Here is a 17094-nt window from a genome sequence, read left to right as displayed (position 1 = left end):
GCCGTTTTATCGTTACAGTGAGCTATCCAACGGGACAAAAGGAGATGACCATGCTGTATATCTTTGATTTAGGTAATGTCGTTGTAGATATCGATTTCAGCCGGGTGCTGGGCGTCTGGAGCGATCTGAGCCGTGTCCCGTTAGCGCTGCTGAAAAGCCGCTTTCAGATGGGTGAAAACTTTGAACGGCATGAGCGTGGCGAAATCAGCGATGAAGAGTTTGCAGCAAATTTATGCGCGGAACTGGATATCGCGCTGAGCTACGAGCAGTTTGTTTCCGGCTGGCAGGCCATTTTTGTTGGTTTGCGTCCCGAGGTTATTACACTGATGCAGCAGCTTCGCAGCCGTGGTGAACGTGTGGTTATCCTTTCTAATACCAACCGTCTGCACTGCGAATACTGGCCTTCCCAATATCCTGAAGTGCAGCAGGCGGCGGATAAACTTTATCTCTCCCAGGATCTGGGAATGCGTAAGCCGGAAGCCCGTATTTATCAGCATGTACTGGAAGCGGAAGGCGTTAGCGCTGATGAAGCGGTTTTCTTCGACGATCATCCACAAAATATTGAGGCGGCTCGCCAGCTTGGTATTACTGCCGTCCATGTTACCGATGCGCGCGTTATTCCGGACTGGTTCGCAGCCAACGTTAAATAATGAAGCTTTTGTCTCTGAAGCGGCGTCTGCGTGCGACGGGCGCCTGGCTCAAGCTACTGTGGCAGCGTATTGAGCATGACAGTATGACCACCGAGGCGGGTAATCTCGCCTTTGTTTCGCTGCTGGCACTGGTACCGCTGGTGGCGGTAGTTTTCTCTCTTTTTGCCGCGTTTCCGGTCTTCGCGGATATCAGCGTTCAGCTAAAGCACTTTATTTTCAACAACTTTGTCCCGGCGGCAGGCAATGTGGTACAGGAATATCTCGATCAGTTTGTCGCTAACGTTAATAAAATGACGGTGGTGGGCGCGGTAGGATTGATTGTGACGGCACTGCTGTTGATGCATTCCATCGACAGTGCGTTAAACGCTATCTGGCGCAGCCAGAAAAAGCGCCCCCTGGTCTTTTCCTTTGCCGTTTACTGGATGATTTTAACGCTTGGGCCGTTGCTGGCAGGCGCGAGTCTGGCGATCAGCACTTGGCTGCTTTCGCTGAAATGGGTAGCCGTCAGCGGTATGACCGGATTGGTTGATCAGACGCTGCGCATTTTTCCATTACTGCTCTCCTGGCTGGCTTTCTGGCTGCTGTACAGCCTGGTGCCTACCACGCGCGTGCCGCCTCGCGACGCCCTGATTGGGGCGCTGGTGGCTGGCATACTGTTTGAGCTGGGTAAAAAAGCGTTTTCCCTGTATGTCACCATGTTTCCATCGTATCAGCTGATTTACGGCGTGCTGGCAGTGATCCCGATTCTGTTTCTGTGGGTTTACTGGACATGGTGTATCGTACTGTTAGGAGCGGAAATAACCGTCACGCTGGGGGAGTATCGCCAGCGACAACAGGAAGAAAAAACTCACGAGGAAGCATGATTGCATTGATACAGCGCGTTCTTAGCGCCAGCGTTACGGTATCGGGTGAAACAGTAGGCAGCATCGGGCCGGGTCTACTGGTATTGCTGGGTGTAGAAAAGGAAGATAACGAGCAGAAAGCGCAGCGTCTCTGCGAGCGGGTTTTAGGCTATCGTATTTTTAGCGACGAAAACGGCAAGATGAACCTGAATGTGCAGCAGGCTGGCGGCAGCGTGCTGGTTGTTTCACAATTTACCCTCGCTGCGGATACGCAAAAAGGCATGCGGCCCAGCTTTTCGCGCGGAGCTGAGCCGCAGGAGGCGGAGCGCCTTTATCACTATTTCAGCGATTGCTGTCGTCAGCAGGGTGTGACGGTTGAAAATGGGCGTTTTGCCGCAGATATGCAGGTGGCACTGGTTAACGATGGTCCGGTCACCTTTTGGTTACAGGTTTAACGTCGATTGTTATTGATGGCACGATCGCCACCGGAAAGCCGAACGAGAGAGTCCTTTTATGTATCATCTACGAGTGCCGGAAACAGCCGAAGAACTGGAAATGTACTATCAGTTCCGCTGGGAAATGTTGCGTAAGCCGCTGCGTCAGCCGCAGGGCTCGGAACGGGATGCCTGGGATGCCCTGGCGCATCATCAGATGGTGGTGGATGAGCAGGGCAAACCGGTCGCGGCGGGGCGGCTCTATATTAATGCCGATAACGAAGCGTCGATACGCTTTCTGGCAGTGCATCCAACCGTGCAGGGCAAAGGGCTGGGAACGCTGGTGGCGATGACGCTTGAATCGGTTGCGCGCCAGGAGGGGGTAAAGCGTGTTGTCTGTAGCGCCCGTGAAGATGCGGTAGAGTTTTTTGCCAAGCTGGGTTATCTCAATCAGGGGGAGATCACCGCGCCGCTGACTACGCCGGTACGTCATTTTTTAATGATTAAGCCGGTGATCACGCTGGACGATATTCTCCATCGCGCTGACTGGTGCGGTCAGCTACAGCAGGCCTGGTATGAACATATTCCGCTCAGCGAGAAAATGGGCGTGCGTATTTCACAATATACCGGCCAAAAATTTATGACGACCATGCCGGAAACCGGCAACCAAAATCCTCATCATACTTTGTTTGCAGGCAGCCTGTTTTCGCTGGCAACGCTTACCGGCTGGGGGCTAATCTGGCTGCTGCTGCGTGAACGTCATCTGGGCGGCACCATTATTCTGGCGGATGCGCATATTCGTTACAGCCAGCCTATCAGCGGCAAGCCCAGCGCGACGGCAGATCTTGGTTCGTTAAGTGGCGATCTCGATCGCCTGGCGCGCGGGCGTAAAGCCCGTGTTCAGCTGGAGGTGGAACTGTTCGGCAATGACGAATGTGGCGCGGTATTTAATGGCGTTTATATTGTACTGCCCGCCGATCCAGACGGGCCACTGGAGCCTCAGGGTTGAGTGCTGACCACGCCCTGCGTCATGTTTTGTTGCAGGGATTGCCCTGCGGCATTAAGTAACAATGTGCCGCTGGCGCTGTTTTTCAGCGGCGTATCGGCAGCCAGACGCGCCTCCAGCTTTAGCTGTAGCGTTGCTGGCCCGGCAAGCGGTGAAGCGGGCCAGCCCCAGTTTTTTAATACGTCCGCCGGTACTGCACGCCCGTTTAGCGTCAGTGACAGATGGCGTGCAGGGGCCTGCTCAAGCGTTGCCAGACCTTCCAGCATTCCTTCTCCGATAAAACCGCTCATCTCCGTTACGTTAATTTTTTCAGCGCTGGCGTTCAGCGCCAGTGAAGGATGACGCACGTCGGTGCGATTAAAGGTTGCTTCCGCAGCGTTCAGATTGAGATGACCTTCCCATATTCCCCACTGATGCTGACGGGCCAGCAGCAAATTGGTTCCCGTTGCGTCCAGCGCCGTTATCTGGAATGGCCAGGCGGGATTCACATCGATAAGCAGATCGCGGTTGCCGCTCAGTTTTTTCACCAGCACGCTATCGAGCCAGTTCGGCAGCGTCGCCATCCAGCGATCGCGCCAGTTTTCCGGTAGCGTATATTCCAGCCCCGCCAGCGCCAGTTCGTCCAGCGTCAGCCGTTTGCTCTGGCGTTGCCAGTTTCCCTGCGCACGAATCAGCCCGTTAACCCAGCGAGAACTGAAACGAGCATCGCTGACGCCCTGCGGCGAAAAACGCAGGTTAAGAATGGGATCGTTGAGCGTCAGCTGTCCGTTGATAAAGCTGTCGGCGCTCAGCGCCAGCGCCCCGTCCTCGCTTTGCCAGCTTCCCTGATGCAGCGTCAGGTTTTTAATTAACAGATTGAGATCGGTCACCGCCCAGTCTGGCCCCTGCAATCGGGCATTGGTTAAATCAAGCCGGGCAATGTTAACGGAGGGAAGGGTACGCAGCGGCTGTAGAAAGGCAGCTAATGTTTTATCGGTTTGCAGGCGAATGTCATTTAGCCGTAGCGCCGCTACGTGCCAGTTACCCTGGCTGTCCCGCCGTGCGCTACCGGTTACCGCACCACGAGCGATATCGGCACCAAAGGTGTTCACCATTAGCTGGTTGTCGTTGATACGCCCCTGAATCAGCGCATTGGTAGCCGTCAAACCGTTGAGCGTGGCGCTGTCTGCACTGATCTGAAAACTGGCATTGTTACCGGCGATTTTCCCTGGCTGGGGTTGCCACGGAATAATGCCGCCGTTGAGCTTTTTAGCGTTAATCTTCAGGCGTGGACTATTCACTGCCATATCATGTAGCTGTAGCCGATCGGCCTGTAGCGGCCATGCCAGGTTACCAGGCATATTAGCAACATCCAGTATGCCATCGCGTAGCTCAATACTGGCGAAGCGTAGGGGTTCATTAAGCAGGTTTAATGACAGGCCGAGGCTAACGGTTTTCGCCACCATAACGGCAGGGCGACCATCGTGTCCAAAGCTGACGTTATGTAAAACAAGCAGGGTGGGATCGGAAAAGTTATGTTCGATTTTAGCGACGGACAGATGATACGCCGTATCATCACTGATGCGTCTGCTCGCCCATTCTGCTCCCCAGTGGCTTTGCAGCAGAAAGTAAATGACCACCACTATCAGTAGCAGCAGTACAAGCAGCGAAAGAATTAACTTTCCGACAAATTTCATTGCATCCATCCGTATGAATTTCCGGTATCGCCAGTTATGCCTGAATTACCGACATAGCTCAACTGCCTGGTTGTAAAGCTGGAAATAAATAGTTGGATGAGCGGGGCGAACCGTTGTCCGCCCCGGATAGATTATTTCTCTTGTGGGAAAATCAGGTTCAGCACAATAGCTGTAATCCCACCAGCGGCAATACCGGAGGAGAGCAGCGTTTTCAGCCAGTCCGGTGCAAACTGTAGGATCAGCGGCTGCTGTGAAACGCCCAGCCCAACGGCCAGCGACAGTGCAATAATCATAATCGCACGGCGGTTTAACGGCTCGCGGGATACAATGCGCACGCCGGAGGCGGCGATAGTACCGAACATGACAATGGTTGCGCCGCCTAACACCGGTTCTGGAATATGCTGCACGAATCCGCTTACTGCTGGAAATAAACCGAGAACGATCAGCATTAATGCAACAACGAAGCCGACATAACGGCTGGCAACGCCGGTTAGCTGAATAACGCCATTATTCTGTCCAAAGCAGGAGTTTGGAAAGGTGTTGAACAGCGCAGAAACAAAAGAGTTAAAACCGTTCGCTAAAACGCCGCCTTTCAGGCGTTTCATATAGAGCGGGCCACTGACCGGCTGCTCGGAGACATCTGAAGTTGCGGTAATATCGCCAATGGTTTCCAGCGAGGTGACCATAAACACCAGCATCAGTGGAATCAGCAGATTCCAGTCAAAACCAAGTCCGTAATAGAGAGGCATCGGTACTGCGATAATGGCACTGTTGGGCGCAGCAATATTTTCCGGCAGCATATCCAGTACCCAGGCCAGCAGATAACCTACTGCCATGGCGATAACCAGCGAAGCCACGCGTAAATAAGGGTTACGCTGGCGATTAAGCAGAATAATTACTGCCAGCACCACGCCCGCCAGCAGCAGGTTTTTCGGCGCGCCAAAGGTATGATCGTTCATTGCGGCAAAGCCGCCGCCGATAGAGGTTAATCCCACCTGAATGAGCGACAGGCCGATAATCATTACCACGATACCGGAAACCAGCGGTGTGATAATACGGCGCGCCAGATGCAGCACGCGTGAGAGTATCATCTCGGTACAGGATGCTACCATCAGCGTACCAAACAGCGCCGCCATCATTGTCGGTACATCCGCACCGCCGTTTTTCAGCGCCAGGCCGCCCATAATCAACGGCGTAACGAAGTTAAAACTGGTGCCCTGAATGGAAAGCAGTCCCGATCCAACCGGCCCCCAGGTCTTGATTTGCAGTATTGACGCTACGCCGGAAGCAAACAGCGACATGCTGATAATATGCTGTGTATCCTGAGCTGGTAGACCAAGCGCCTGACAGATAAGCAGCGCAGGCGTGATTACCGCCACGAACATGGCCAGCAGATGCTGACCGGCGGCGAAAAGCGTTTGCGGCAGCGGCGGGCGGTCTTCCAGGCGATAAATGAGTTCGCTCTTTGGCGTCGTAGCGGTAGCAGACGGGGCGATTTCGTTAGGGCTGACGGACATAATGAAGGATCCCTGAGAAACAAAGTGGCGATTGTAATTCACTGCCTGGCAAAAGCAATCGTTTGCCAGGCTGCATAACGCCTTTAACGCGTTTTATTTATTCTGGATCAGAAAAGCTTGAGCGCCCGGTTTCAGGCGTTGGTATAGCGATCGGTTTCAGGCAGCCAGCGCTCAATCAGCGCCTGAGCCTGTTCCGGGTAATGCTGATGGATATGGCGGGCTATGCGCTGTACCTCTGGTATCAACGCCTGGTCGCGTAGCAGATCGGCCACTTTAAATTCAGCGTTACCGGTCTGGCGTGTCCCAAGCAGCTCGCCGGGGCCGCGTATTTCCAGATCGCACTGGGCGATAACAAAACCGTCGTTGCTGTCACGCAGCACCTGCAAACGCTTTTGTGCCGTTTTGCTCAGAGGAGATTTATAGAGCAGCACGCAGTGGGAGGCGACGGCACCGCGTCCCACGCGCCCACGCAGCTGATGGAGCTGAGCCAGGCCAAGCCGCTCCGGGTTTTCGATAATCATCAGGCTGGCATTGGGGACATCCACGCCAACTTCAATCACCGTGGTAGCAACCAGTAGCTGTAGCTGTCCCTGTTTGAAGGCCTGCATGACGTCCTGCTTTTCCTGCGGCTTCATACGCCCATGCACCAGGCCAACCTGTAAATCGGGCAGCGCCAGCTTTAGTTCTTCCCAGGTTGCTTCCGCCGCCTGCGCTTCCAGCAGATCGGATTCCTCAATCAGGGTGCATACCCAATATGCCTGACGGCCTTCGCTCTGGCAGGCGCGCTTTACACGCTCAATAATCTCTGCCCGCCGCGTATCAGGAATGGCCACGGTGGTCACCGGCGTGCGTCCTGGCGGCAGTTCGTCGATGGTAGAGGTATCCAGGTCGGCGTAGGCGGTCATTGCCAACGTGCGCGGAATGGGCGTGGCGGTCATAATCAACTGATGCGGATGAAAGCCCTGCTCCTCGCCTTTTTCCCACAATGCCAGCCGCTGATGAACGCCGAAACGGTGTTGCTCATCAATAATGACCAGCGCCAGCCCGTTAAATTGCACCTGCTCCTGAAAAATAGCGTGCGTGCCAACTACCATCGATACCTGACCGCTGGCAATGGCTTCCTGCTGCGCCAGGCGTGCCTTACCTTTTTGTTTACCAGCCAGCCAGCCCACCTCCAGGCCTAACGGCTCAAACCACTGGCGGAAATTGTTAGCGTGCTGTTCGGCCAGTAATTCGGTAGGTGCCATCAGGGCGACCTGTTTACCGTGAGCAATTACATGTAGTGCTGCCAGGGCTGCTACCAGTGTTTTACCTGAGCCAACATCTCCCTGCACCAACCGCATCATTGGGTAGTCATGCGCTAAATCTTGCTCAATCTCTTTAACGACGCGTTGCTGGGCGTGGGTCGGTTTAAACGGCAGCGCCGCCAGCAGTTTGTCGCGCAGCTGGTGGCGCGGCGGCATGGGTAACGCGTGATAACGTTGCGCGCCTGCCCGTACCGCCAGCATGCTTAAATTATGTGCCAGTAACTCTTCCAGGATTAACCGACGTTGAGCAGGATGTCGGCCATTCTCCAGATCGGTCAACTGCATATCTGGCGGGGGGCGATGTAACGTGCGTAACGCATCAGGCAGAGTGAGCAGGCCGCCGCTCAGCTCGGCAGGCAGCAATTCAGCAATCGGGCAGCTATCCAATAGCTTAAGTGCCTGATCCGTCAGATTACGCAACGTAGCCTGGCGAATGCCTTCTGTGGTGGGATAAACCGGCGTCAACGTTTCCTGTAGTGCGGTAACGCCATGCTCGCCCTGAATGCGATATTCTGGATGAATAATTTCAGCGCCGCGCTGACCACGTTTGATCTCGCCCCAGGCGGTAACGCGTGTGCCGGGCGAAAGCCCGTTTTTCATACCGGCGTTAAAATTAAAGAAGCGCAGCGTGATAACGCCGGTACCGTCACTGATTTGGCTAACCAACATGCGGCGACGGCCAAAGGTAACGTCAGTATGCAGCACCTCACCTTCAACGGTAGCCCAGATTCCCGGCAGCAGATCGTTGATAGGGTAAAGCCGGGTGCGATCTTCATAGCGCAACGGCAGATGTAACAGTAAATCCTGCACGGTATGCAGCCCGATCTTTGCCAGCTTGCCAGCCTGGCTTGCGCCTACGCCGGAAAGGGTGCTTAACGGGACGGCATCCAGCAGGCGGCCTTTCATCGCGCTACCGTCGCTTGCATTGCGGCCCACCATGCGTCATCGGCAACCACTTCACCGTTTTCATCAATTTCGGGGCGAGGGAGGCCTTTTTGTTTAGCAACGCGAGCCAGCACCGGATAACCGCCTTCAAACAGTAAACGCTGCTGCTCCAGGTGCGGCAGCGTGCTGCTATCCCGCTGATACATCCCTGCATTCTGCCGCTGACGCTGTGCTTCATATAAGATCAGCGCGGAGGCGACGGAAACATTAAGCGACTGCACCATGCCAACCATCGGAATAATAATATCGCGATCGGCCAGCGCCAGCGCTTCCTGAGTAATGCCGGTTTTTTCCTGGCCCATCAGGATGCAGGTAGGGCGCGTGTAGTCGATTTCTCGGAAATCAACAGCGGTAGCTGAAAGATGGGTTGCCAGCACCTGCATATCCTGCTGCTTCAGGTGGGCGACAGCATCAGCGATAGTGCGGTGTGTTTTTACCTGTACCCAGCTGTTACTGCCAGCGGCAGAAGAGGCGGCGGTACGCATACGGCTTGAGGGCCAGACGGCGTGGACTTCATGCACGCCGACCGCATCCGCCGTGCGGATAATGGCGGAAACGTTGTGGGGCTTGTGAACCTGCTCCATACATACGGTTAAATCATGCTGGCGTGCTGCCAGCATTTCACGTATACGAGCAAAACGTTGAGCATTCATGCGCTAATTTCGGTTACGGTGAACTTTAATCACGTCCGGCATGACGCGGATTTTGCGCATAATATTCGCCAGATGAACGCGATCGCGTGCCGTCAGGCGGATAAAGGTGCTGTAAACGCGCCCGTCACGCTCTTCCGTGTTGAGGCTTTGAATATTGGAACCGGCAGTATTAATTGCCGCCGTCAGGTTTGCCAAAGCGCCCTGGTGGTTGAACATTTCCACCTTAATCTCTGCGACAAATTCCTGATCGGTCACTTTATCCCATTCGACCGCCATAAATTTCTCTGGCTCTTTCTGATAGCCACGAATATTACGACATGACTCATGATGCACTACCAAACCCTTACCAGGGCTGACGTGCGCCACGATCGGGTCACCGGGAATCGGACGACAGCATTTTGCAAAGGTAATCAAGACGCCATCAGCGCCTTTAATCGGCAGCTTACTGCGCGACATGGTACTGTTGGGCTGAGCCCCCGGCGTATCCTGTAGCAGGTTTTTCGCTACCACCACGCTCATGGCGTTACCGAGACCGATTTCTGCCAGCAGATCGTCCAGTGATGATAACTTCATCCGCTCCAGCTCTTGCTCAATATTGGCAGCTGGAATCTCAGCCAGTTTGCGACTGCCGCCCAGTGCATGGTTCAACAGGCGTCGTCCCAGGCTAACAGAATCTTCACGCTTAAGGTTTTTTAGCAGCTGGCGAATTTTGGCGCGGGCTTTAGAGCTCACAACAAAGTTGAGCCAGGCGGCATTTGGCCGGGCACCCGGTGCCGTAATAATTTCTACGGTCTGACCGCTGGCTAACGGCTGTGAAAGCGGGTAGGGCTGTCGATCGACACGCGCACCGACGCAGGCGTGACCGATATCAGTGTGAACCGCGTAAGCGAAATCTACCGGCGTCGCGCCAGCAGGTAATTCCACAATGCGTCCTTCCGGAGTGAAAACATAAATTTCATCCGGAAAGAGATCGGACTTAACGCTTTCGATAAATTCAAAAGAGCTGCCGGCACTTTGCTGTAGCTCCAACAGACTCTGTAACCAACGTTGCGCACGGATCTGTGCCGTCGTGCCACTTTCGCCCTGTTCTTTATAAGCCCAGTGCGCCGCGACACCCATCTCTGCCATTTGATCCATATCTTCAGTACGGATCTGCACCTCAACCGGCACGCCATGCGGCCCGATCATTGAGGTATGCAGCGACTGGTAGCCGTTCGCTTTCGGAATGGCGATATAGTCTTTAACCCGACCGGGACGTGGTTTATACAGGCTGTGCATCTGACCCAGTACGCGATAACAGGTATCCACATCACGAACGATTACGCGGAACGCGTAAATATCCATAATAGAATGGAAACGCTGCTCTTTGAGATGCATTTTGCAATAGATGGAATAAAGATGTTTCTCGCGCCCAAAAACGCGACAGCGAATGCCCGCCTCTTGCAAACGCCCTTCGATTTCCGCAAGGATTTTCTGGATCATCTCCTTACGGTTACCGCGTGCAGCCTTCACGACCTCTTTAATGACGCGGTAGCGGTTAGGATAGAGCGCTTCAAAGCCCAGCTCTTCCAGTTCGGTTTTCAGATGATGAATACCTAAGCGGTGTGCCAGCGGGCTATAGATTTCCAGCGTCTCGCGCGCAATGCGCCGCCGTTTATCGGGACGTAGCGAACCAAGCGTACGCATGTTGTGCGTACGGTCGGCAAGCTTGATCAAAATGACGCGGATATCCTGCACCATCGCCATGATCATTTTGCGGAAGTTTTCCGCCTGCGCCTCTTTCTTATCGCGGAACTTCAGCTTATCCAGCTTGGATACGCCTTCAACCAGTTCGGCAACGCTTTTACCAAACAGCTGTTCCATATCCTGGTAGGTAGCAGGCGTGTCTTCTATCACGTCATGCAGCAGCGCGGCCATGAGAGTTTCATAGTCGAGCTTCATTTCCGCCAGAATACAGGCGACGGCAACGGGATGCGTGATATAAGGCTCGCCGCTGGAGCGTGTTTGCCCCTCGTGGGCATCACGTGCGACAAGATAAGCTTGCTTGAGGCGCTTGATCTGCTCCTCAGGCAAGTATTTTTCAATCAGCTGATTGAGGCTTTCAAAAAGATACAAGGGCGAGCCTTCCGGCTAATTAACGACGGCCTTCAGCGATAGCGGTTACAGCCTGTAGTTCGGCGGCTTCCTGCTCCTGCTGTTCCTGGCGCTCACGCACATCGAGAATCTGATTAGTGATCAGGCCTTCTTCGATTTCACGCAGGGCGATAACGGTCGGTTTATCGTTCTCTTCCGGTACCAGCGGATCTTTACCGCTCACCTGCATCTGACGTGCGCGACGTGCAGCGACCAGAACCAGGTCAAAACGGTTACCAATTTTCTCTACTGCGTCCTGAACGGTTACGCGTGCCATAAATGTGCTACTCCACAGGTGAAGAAATGACTGGGCATAATACTGAAAGTGGCTTCAGTCTGCCAATAGTTTGCTGATTAAAGCATCATGCCGGGATTTTTGACGGCCCATACGCAGACGCTCGGCGCGAATGATGGTTTTCAGATCGGACAGCGCCAGGTCAAAATCATCATTCACAATTAAATAATCGTATTCGGCGTAGTGGCTCATTTCCGCAACGGCCTGAGCCATGCGGCGAGCGATCACCTCTTCGCTATCCTGTCCGCGCCCGCGCAGGCGACGATCCAGTTCCTCTTTTGAGGGCGGCAGAACGAAAATGCTGCGTGCGCTGGGCATTTTCTGGCGAATCTGTTGTGCGCCCTGCCAGTCGATATCCAAAAAAACATCGACGCCAGTGGACAGAACCTGTTCAATTGCCGCGCGTGAGGTGCCGTAATAATTACCGAACACCTCAGCATGCTCAAGAAAAGCATCTTGCGCAATCATCGTCTCAAACTCTTGTTTGGAAACGAAATAATAATGTTCACCGTGCTGTTCCCCGGGCCGTATTCCGCGAGTCGTATGTGAAATAGAGACCTGCGTATCGTATAACGGCTGCGTTTTCAGCATAGCCTGAATCAGACTGGATTTACCCGCGCCGCTGGGAGCGGAAATAATATAAAGCGTGCCTTGAGCCATGATAATTCTTGAAGTGTGTAAAAGGGCGGAGTCTGTTTCCTGCACAGTATACACGGCTTACCGCCAGCATGCAGCGTTTGCGCCGTTACGCTGACTTTTTTCTGCTTTTTCTGGAACAGGCCCGCATAAAGTTTAGCGTTTTGCTCTCGTTACATAAAAAACCGTCGAGACAAATTCCATTTCCTTTTGTTGCTGCTCGCCGTTACGTGTTGCGTGCGTTGTACTGGAGCGGTTGATAACAAGGAGGAATCATGACTGGAAAGTACCTCCTGTGGCTGCTGTGGTTATTCACCGGTGCAGCGCAGGCGCTCTGTCCTCGTTGGACGCCAGCTCGGGCCATGGACGAAATCGCTCATTTGCAACAGCAACTGCGTGGTTGGGACAATGCTTATTATCGTGACGGTGAAACGCCGATCGATGATGCGCTCTACGACAGTCTGCAAAGACGTCTGCAACAGTGGCAGCACTGCTTTCAGACTCACGCCGAACCGGATCAATCTGTTTGGGTAACCGATGGTATGACTGAGCATCCTGTCGCGCATACGGGCGTAAAAAAACTACCGGATAAACTGGCGGTAGCGTACTGGATGCGGGGAAAAGAGCCGGTATGGTTACAGCCGAAAATTGATGGAGTGGCAGTCACGCTGGTTTATCGCCATGGAAAACTGGCTGCATTGATTAGCCGTGGCGATGGGCTGAAAGGCCAAAGCTGGCTGGATAAAGCCCCTTATATTTCTACTCTTCCGCCAGAGATCCCGGATAAACGTCCTCAACTGGTATTGCAGGGCGAACTGTTCTTAACCATGACCGATCATCAGCAAGCGATACATGGTGGCAAAAATGCCCGCGCTCAGGTTGCCGGGGCACTGATGAAGCAGGAACCATCGCCGTTGCTGGCGCAATTGGGCGTCTTCATCTGGGCATGGCCTGATGGACCAGAAACGATGGCTATGCGACAAACGGCTCTTGAACAGCTGGGATTTGGCTTATCCAGGGCCTGGACACAACGGGTAACCAGTGAGGAGGATGTTGCTCGTTGGCGAGATCGCTGGTTCCGCATGCCTCTGCCTTTTGTAACCGATGGCGTAGTAATGCACGTTGATAAACGAGCATCCGGTAAGCAGTGGATGCCCGGTGACGGGGAATATGCCGCCGCCTGGAAATATAACCCGCCGGTCGTCAGTAGCGAGGTTCGTTCGGTGGAGTTTCCGATAGGGCGTACCGGTAAAATTGCTGCGGTATTAAATGTCATGCCTGTACAGCTGGATGATAAAACCGTACGCCGTGTAAGCCTGGGTTCTCTGGCTCGCTGGCAGGCCCTCGATATCGTTCCTGGCGATCAGGTCGCAATTAGCCTTGCTGGGCAAGGTATTCCACGATTTGAAAATATAGTCTGGCGGGTTATTCAGCGTGAGCGGCCTGTCGTACCGGATCCGCAGAAATACCATAATTTAAGCTGCTTCTATAACAGTGCGGTATGTCGTCAGCAGTTTCTTTCCCGGCTAAGCTGGCTAAGCCAGCGGCAGGTGCTCGATTTACCGGGCATTCAGCGCAGTACCTGGCAACGTTTGTTGCAGCTGCCAGGCTTTACGCATATTTTTTCCTGGATGACGCTGGAGGCGGAACAGCTCTCCACTCTGCCAGGGATCAGCCCTTCGCGGGCACAGCAAATTATTCACCACTTTAACATGACTCAGCATCAGCCCCTGCGGCGTTGGATAAAAGCATTGGGTGCGCCTTTGCCGGAAGTGGCGTTAATGGCTTTGCCCGATAAAAGCTGGTCACAGCTGCTGGCGCGCGACGCTCACTCATGGCAGCAGCTGCCTGGCGTCGGACTAAAGCTGGCGCGGAAAATAGAATACTGGTTAAAGGATGATCGGGTCCGCGAGCTAATTATGCTGATACAGCAATGGCAGGCTGGTGCCGCGAAAACGGCTACCCAGACGACCTTATCCTCATCCGCCGAGTTATCCGTGTTTAATGTTCCGGGTGCGAATAATTAAAAACGGGCAGTCCCAGACGGAAACGTAGCGCCAGCAGGCGGGCCAGGAAACCAAACAGCAGCGTAGTAATGACTACCGTTTCATGGTTTAAGGGAGTTTGCTGCAACAGTATGTAGAGCCAGCCAGCGGCAAAAGCGATACCGGCGTACAGCTCCTTCTGAAACACCAGAGGGATACGGTTACAGAACATATCTCGCAGAACGCCACCAAATACGCCGGTAATCACGGCGCTAATCGCGGCGATAATAGCGGCATGTCCCATATCCAGCGCAACCTGGGCACCAATAATGGAGAACACCACCAGGCCTAGCGCATCCAGTATCAGGAACACTTTACGTAGATGAGTCATTAATGGCGCAACTACCGTGGTCAACACGGCGGCTACGGCGACGATGATGATGTATTCAGGATGTTTTACCCAGCCGAGTGGATAGTGCCCAAGTAACATATCGCGTACCGATCCACCGCCAATAGCCGTTACCGATGCGATAATAATGACACCAAACAGATCCATTTTACGACGTCCGGCAGCAAGCGCGCCGGTCATCGCTTCAGCAGTAATGCCGATGATATAAAGTACGGTCAGTAACATAGCCAGCTCCAGAGAAACGGTGGCAAGCCTACAGCGCTTCTCTGATTGTAGACGAGTGAAAATTTCTAAGGCAGCGCTTTTCGGATTAGAGATATTTATGCGAAAGAGATAGTGAGATTACATAAAAAAAGCGTGCCGCAGTGGCACGCTTAAGGAGACCCGAAGCATTGGGCCTTTCCACCCATAAGTAGCTTTATTATTATACTGATGGATTTTCGTTCTTTAACGTAACTTTAGATCGTGCTTTGCGCTGAACGATTTCTTTTAATTCAAGCAGTAATGGATGACGACTACTTAATATCATCAATCCCCAAACCAGCGCACCGGCGGCAATCTGAACGGTTAATGTCACCGAAGCAGGTAATATATTTTCAAAAGCATAGTTGAGCGCGTAGCTGACCCAAAGCGTTGGTAGCGCTATGCGTAGCGGCATCCACTGACTGGCAAAATAAGCTTTACCGCTGGCTCCCACAATAGGACGAACCAATACAAAGTAATTCATAAATACTGTCAGAATTTGTAGGGCAGTAAAGCCAATCGTTGCGCCCATTAAACCGCCCCATGCTGCACCTAACCAAATGAACGGTACGGAAAGTAGCAGACGAAACGCGTTAAGTTTAGAGCTAATATCAACCGCGCCCTTTGCCATTACCAGCGCCCCGACGGGATTGTTAATAGCGCGCATCATACCGGCAATACACAAAACCTGTAGTACAGGAACAACAAACATCCAGCGCTCACCGAAGACTACCAGCACCAGATTCTCTGCAACCCCAACCATGCCCAGCAGTGCGACAAAGTTCAACAGGCTCATAATGGATAACATTTTATAAAAATTATGGCGTAACCGGGGGCGATCGTCCTGCATCTGAGCAAAAGCCGGGAACAATACGCGAGTCAGGATAGGGTTAATCTTGGTCGGAGGCATAACGGCCAGATTATAAGCAAGATTGTAACCACCAATCGCTATTGCCCCCAGCAGACGGGTAAGCAGCATAGTTGGCATATTCATGGATAACTGGTTAATCAGGCTGTCTGCCGTCAAATAGCTGCCGTAGCGTAAATTACTGTTAACGCTTTTCAGTTGAAAGACAAACTTTGGCCGGTAAATGCTCCTGCCGTAGTAACAAAATAACAGCATCCTGACGGAAACCATGGTGAGATAGCCCCAGATAGCGCACAAGGCTGAGGGGGAAATAAGGGCTGATGCAAGCGTGACCGCAAAACCCGCCAGCGCAGCCAGTACTTCGGTATGACCGATTTGGGTAAAGGCAAGCTCCTTTTGCAATAATGCCCGGAATTGTTGCCCCTGAGGAATGATAATAAAGGCAGTAGAAAGCGCCTGGATTAATTCACTCAGTTGCGGTTGATGGAAAAGGGCACTGATATAATCACTGCTGCCATAGACAACAGCAAAAACTATCGCGCCGATAATGATATTCAGCCAGTATAGCGTAGAGAGCTCGGTCTCTGTCATATCTTTACGCTGAATAATAGAGTTGGACAAACCAAAATCGGAAAGCGTATCAACCAGTGAAAGAATAACCAATGATATGGTTAGCAGTCCAAACTCTTTAGGATCGATAATTCTGGCAAGTAATGCCAGCTGTAATAGACCCAGGCCAATGGTCATCACTGACGATATTGCGGACCATTTTGCGCCGTTTATCGCCTTCTGTTTTAAGGTCATAGTATGCTCATAAAGGTAAAACATCAGGTGAAAGGCAAAGACCTACGCTAAGCTATTAAATAGCAAGAGGATAATATTCCTCTCTGAAGCCAGGCAGGCCATTCTGCAATCGCCAGTTTTTAACAAGGTCTACCATGCTTTTAGGCGTGGTAATATTAAATTCCTGAGGGTAGCAAATGAGGTCGGTACCAGCGGGATGACCACTTAACAGTACAAATTCCATTGCTGCATTCAATAAGCTTTCAGTTGTTTCGAAATCGGCAGTTAATATTTTTTGAGCAAGCTCTGTAAATTCCTGCTCGGTAAAATCTTGTAGTGATATGCGTTCCATAGAAATTTTCCTGGAATGTCTAATTAAACGTTGCTGTGTGCGTGAAGATTTATAACTTTTTTTATGTGTTAAAACACCATCAGGAATATCTGAATTTAATTATGAGAAAATTTTTGGCCTTAAAAACCTGAATGGTTTCTGAAGAAAATCTGCAAATTCATTCAATATATTGATGCTGTTTTGTCGGGTGGTAAAAGAAGTTGTTTTTTTAACATGTTGTTATTAAATGTTTTTCAAAGGTTTGTGAGTAAGGGCATCATCAAGCCTTTCTTATCATAACTTTTTTTTAAACTAAACGTCTCACGGCTTCTGCTAACCAGTTGATATAAAATTTTTCAGGGATCACTTGCAGTTATTCTA

The 17094-nt window shown here is 52.4% G+C and carries 15 protein-coding genes; 5 read left to right on the top strand and 10 right to left on the bottom strand.

Features of this window, described 5'->3' with window-relative positions; all coding sequences use genetic code 11:
• The first annotated feature begins 50 nt into the window (after positions 1-50).
• The 4 genes from yihX to fabY are packed head-to-tail and all read left to right on the top strand — an operon-like array spanning position 51 to position 2935.
• Entirely contained in the window at positions 51-650 is a 600-nt protein-coding gene (yihX, locus tag C7M51_RS17180; protein WP_160622781.1) for a glucose-1-phosphatase, read from the top strand.
• Complete coding sequence (locus tag C7M51_RS17175) at positions 650-1513, top strand: virulence factor BrkB family protein (RefSeq protein WP_160622780.1); 864 nt, start codon at positions 650-652, stop codon at positions 1511-1513. Before yihX ends, C7M51_RS17175 begins: the two co-directional genes overlap by 1 nt.
• Positions 1510-1947, top strand: coding sequence for a D-aminoacyl-tRNA deacylase (dtd, locus tag C7M51_RS17170; protein ID WP_160622779.1), 438 nt, complete (start codon positions 1510-1512; stop codon positions 1945-1947). Before C7M51_RS17175 ends, dtd begins: the two co-directional genes overlap by 4 nt.
• A gap of 58 nt (positions 1948-2005) precedes the next feature.
• A complete protein-coding gene (fabY, locus tag C7M51_RS17165; protein WP_160622778.1) occupies positions 2006-2935 on the top strand; it encodes a fatty acid biosynthesis protein FabY in 930 nt (309 codons plus the stop codon).
• On the opposite strand, the gene C7M51_RS17160 is transcribed toward fabY, so the two are convergent.
• From C7M51_RS17160 to gmk, 7 genes are all read right to left on the bottom strand, one after another.
• Positions 2926-4608, bottom strand: coding sequence for an AsmA family protein (locus tag C7M51_RS17160; RefSeq protein WP_160622777.1), 1683 nt, complete (start codon positions 4606-4608; stop codon positions 2926-2928). The genes fabY and C7M51_RS17160 overlap by 10 nt on opposite strands.
• A 131-nt stretch (positions 4609-4739) precedes the next feature.
• Positions 4740-6125, bottom strand: a complete 1386-nt coding sequence (locus C7M51_RS17155) for a nucleobase:cation symporter-2 family protein (protein WP_160622776.1) — start codon at positions 6123-6125, stop codon at positions 4740-4742.
• A gap of 131 nt (positions 6126-6256) precedes the next feature.
• Positions 6257-8338, bottom strand: coding sequence for an ATP-dependent DNA helicase RecG (recG, locus tag C7M51_RS17150; RefSeq protein WP_160623687.1), 2082 nt, complete (start codon positions 8336-8338; stop codon positions 6257-6259).
• A complete protein-coding gene (gene trmH / locus C7M51_RS17145) occupies positions 8335-9030 on the bottom strand; it encodes a tRNA (guanosine(18)-2'-O)-methyltransferase TrmH (RefSeq protein WP_160622775.1) in 696 nt (231 codons plus the stop codon). Before trmH ends, recG begins: the two co-directional genes overlap by 4 nt.
• A 3-nt stretch (positions 9031-9033) precedes the next feature.
• A complete protein-coding gene (gene spoT / locus C7M51_RS17140) occupies positions 9034-11145 on the bottom strand; it encodes a bifunctional GTP diphosphokinase/guanosine-3',5'-bis pyrophosphate 3'-pyrophosphohydrolase (RefSeq protein ID WP_160622774.1) in 2112 nt (703 codons plus the stop codon).
• A 19-nt stretch (positions 11146-11164) separates the two neighbouring features.
• Complete coding sequence (gene rpoZ, locus C7M51_RS17135) at positions 11165-11440, bottom strand: DNA-directed RNA polymerase subunit omega (protein ID WP_141177577.1); 276 nt, start codon at positions 11438-11440, stop codon at positions 11165-11167.
• A 54-nt stretch (positions 11441-11494) separates the two neighbouring features.
• Positions 11495-12118: a guanylate kinase gene (gene gmk, locus C7M51_RS17130; RefSeq protein ID WP_160622773.1), complete on the bottom strand. Its 624-nt coding sequence runs from the start codon at positions 12116-12118 to the stop codon at positions 11495-11497.
• A 251-nt stretch (positions 12119-12369) separates the two neighbouring features.
• Between gmk and ligB the strand changes: the two genes are divergently transcribed.
• Positions 12370-14121, top strand: a complete 1752-nt coding sequence (ligB, locus tag C7M51_RS17125; protein ID WP_160622772.1) for an NAD-dependent DNA ligase LigB — start codon at positions 12370-12372, stop codon at positions 14119-14121.
• Here the strand turns inward: ligB and C7M51_RS17120 are convergent.
• The 3 genes from C7M51_RS17120 to C7M51_RS17110 all read right to left on the bottom strand — a co-directional run bounded on the left by C7M51_RS17120 (position 14096) and on the right by C7M51_RS17110 (position 16734).
• A complete protein-coding gene (locus C7M51_RS17120; RefSeq protein ID WP_160622771.1) occupies positions 14096-14713 on the bottom strand; it encodes a trimeric intracellular cation channel family protein in 618 nt (205 codons plus the stop codon). The genes ligB and C7M51_RS17120 overlap by 26 nt on opposite strands.
• A gap of 199 nt (positions 14714-14912) precedes the next feature.
• The gene (locus tag C7M51_RS17115) at positions 14913-16403 is read right to left on the bottom strand and encodes an MOP flippase family protein (protein WP_160622770.1); all 1491 of its coding nucleotides are present in this window, start codon (positions 16401-16403) and stop codon (positions 14913-14915) included.
• Positions 16404-16458: 55 nt separating this feature from the next.
• Entirely contained in the window at positions 16459-16734 is a 276-nt protein-coding gene (locus C7M51_RS17110; RefSeq protein ID WP_160622769.1) for a bacteriocin immunity protein, read from the bottom strand.
• Positions 16735-17094: the final 360 nt, after the last annotated feature.

Origin of the sequence: Mixta intestinalis (genome assembly GCF_009914055.1) — a bacterium.
Taxonomy (GTDB): domain Bacteria; phylum Pseudomonadota; class Gammaproteobacteria; order Enterobacterales; family Enterobacteriaceae; genus Mixta; species Mixta intestinalis.
Note: the sequence above shows the minus strand (reverse complement) of the source record. Positions and strands in the feature narration are given on the sequence as shown.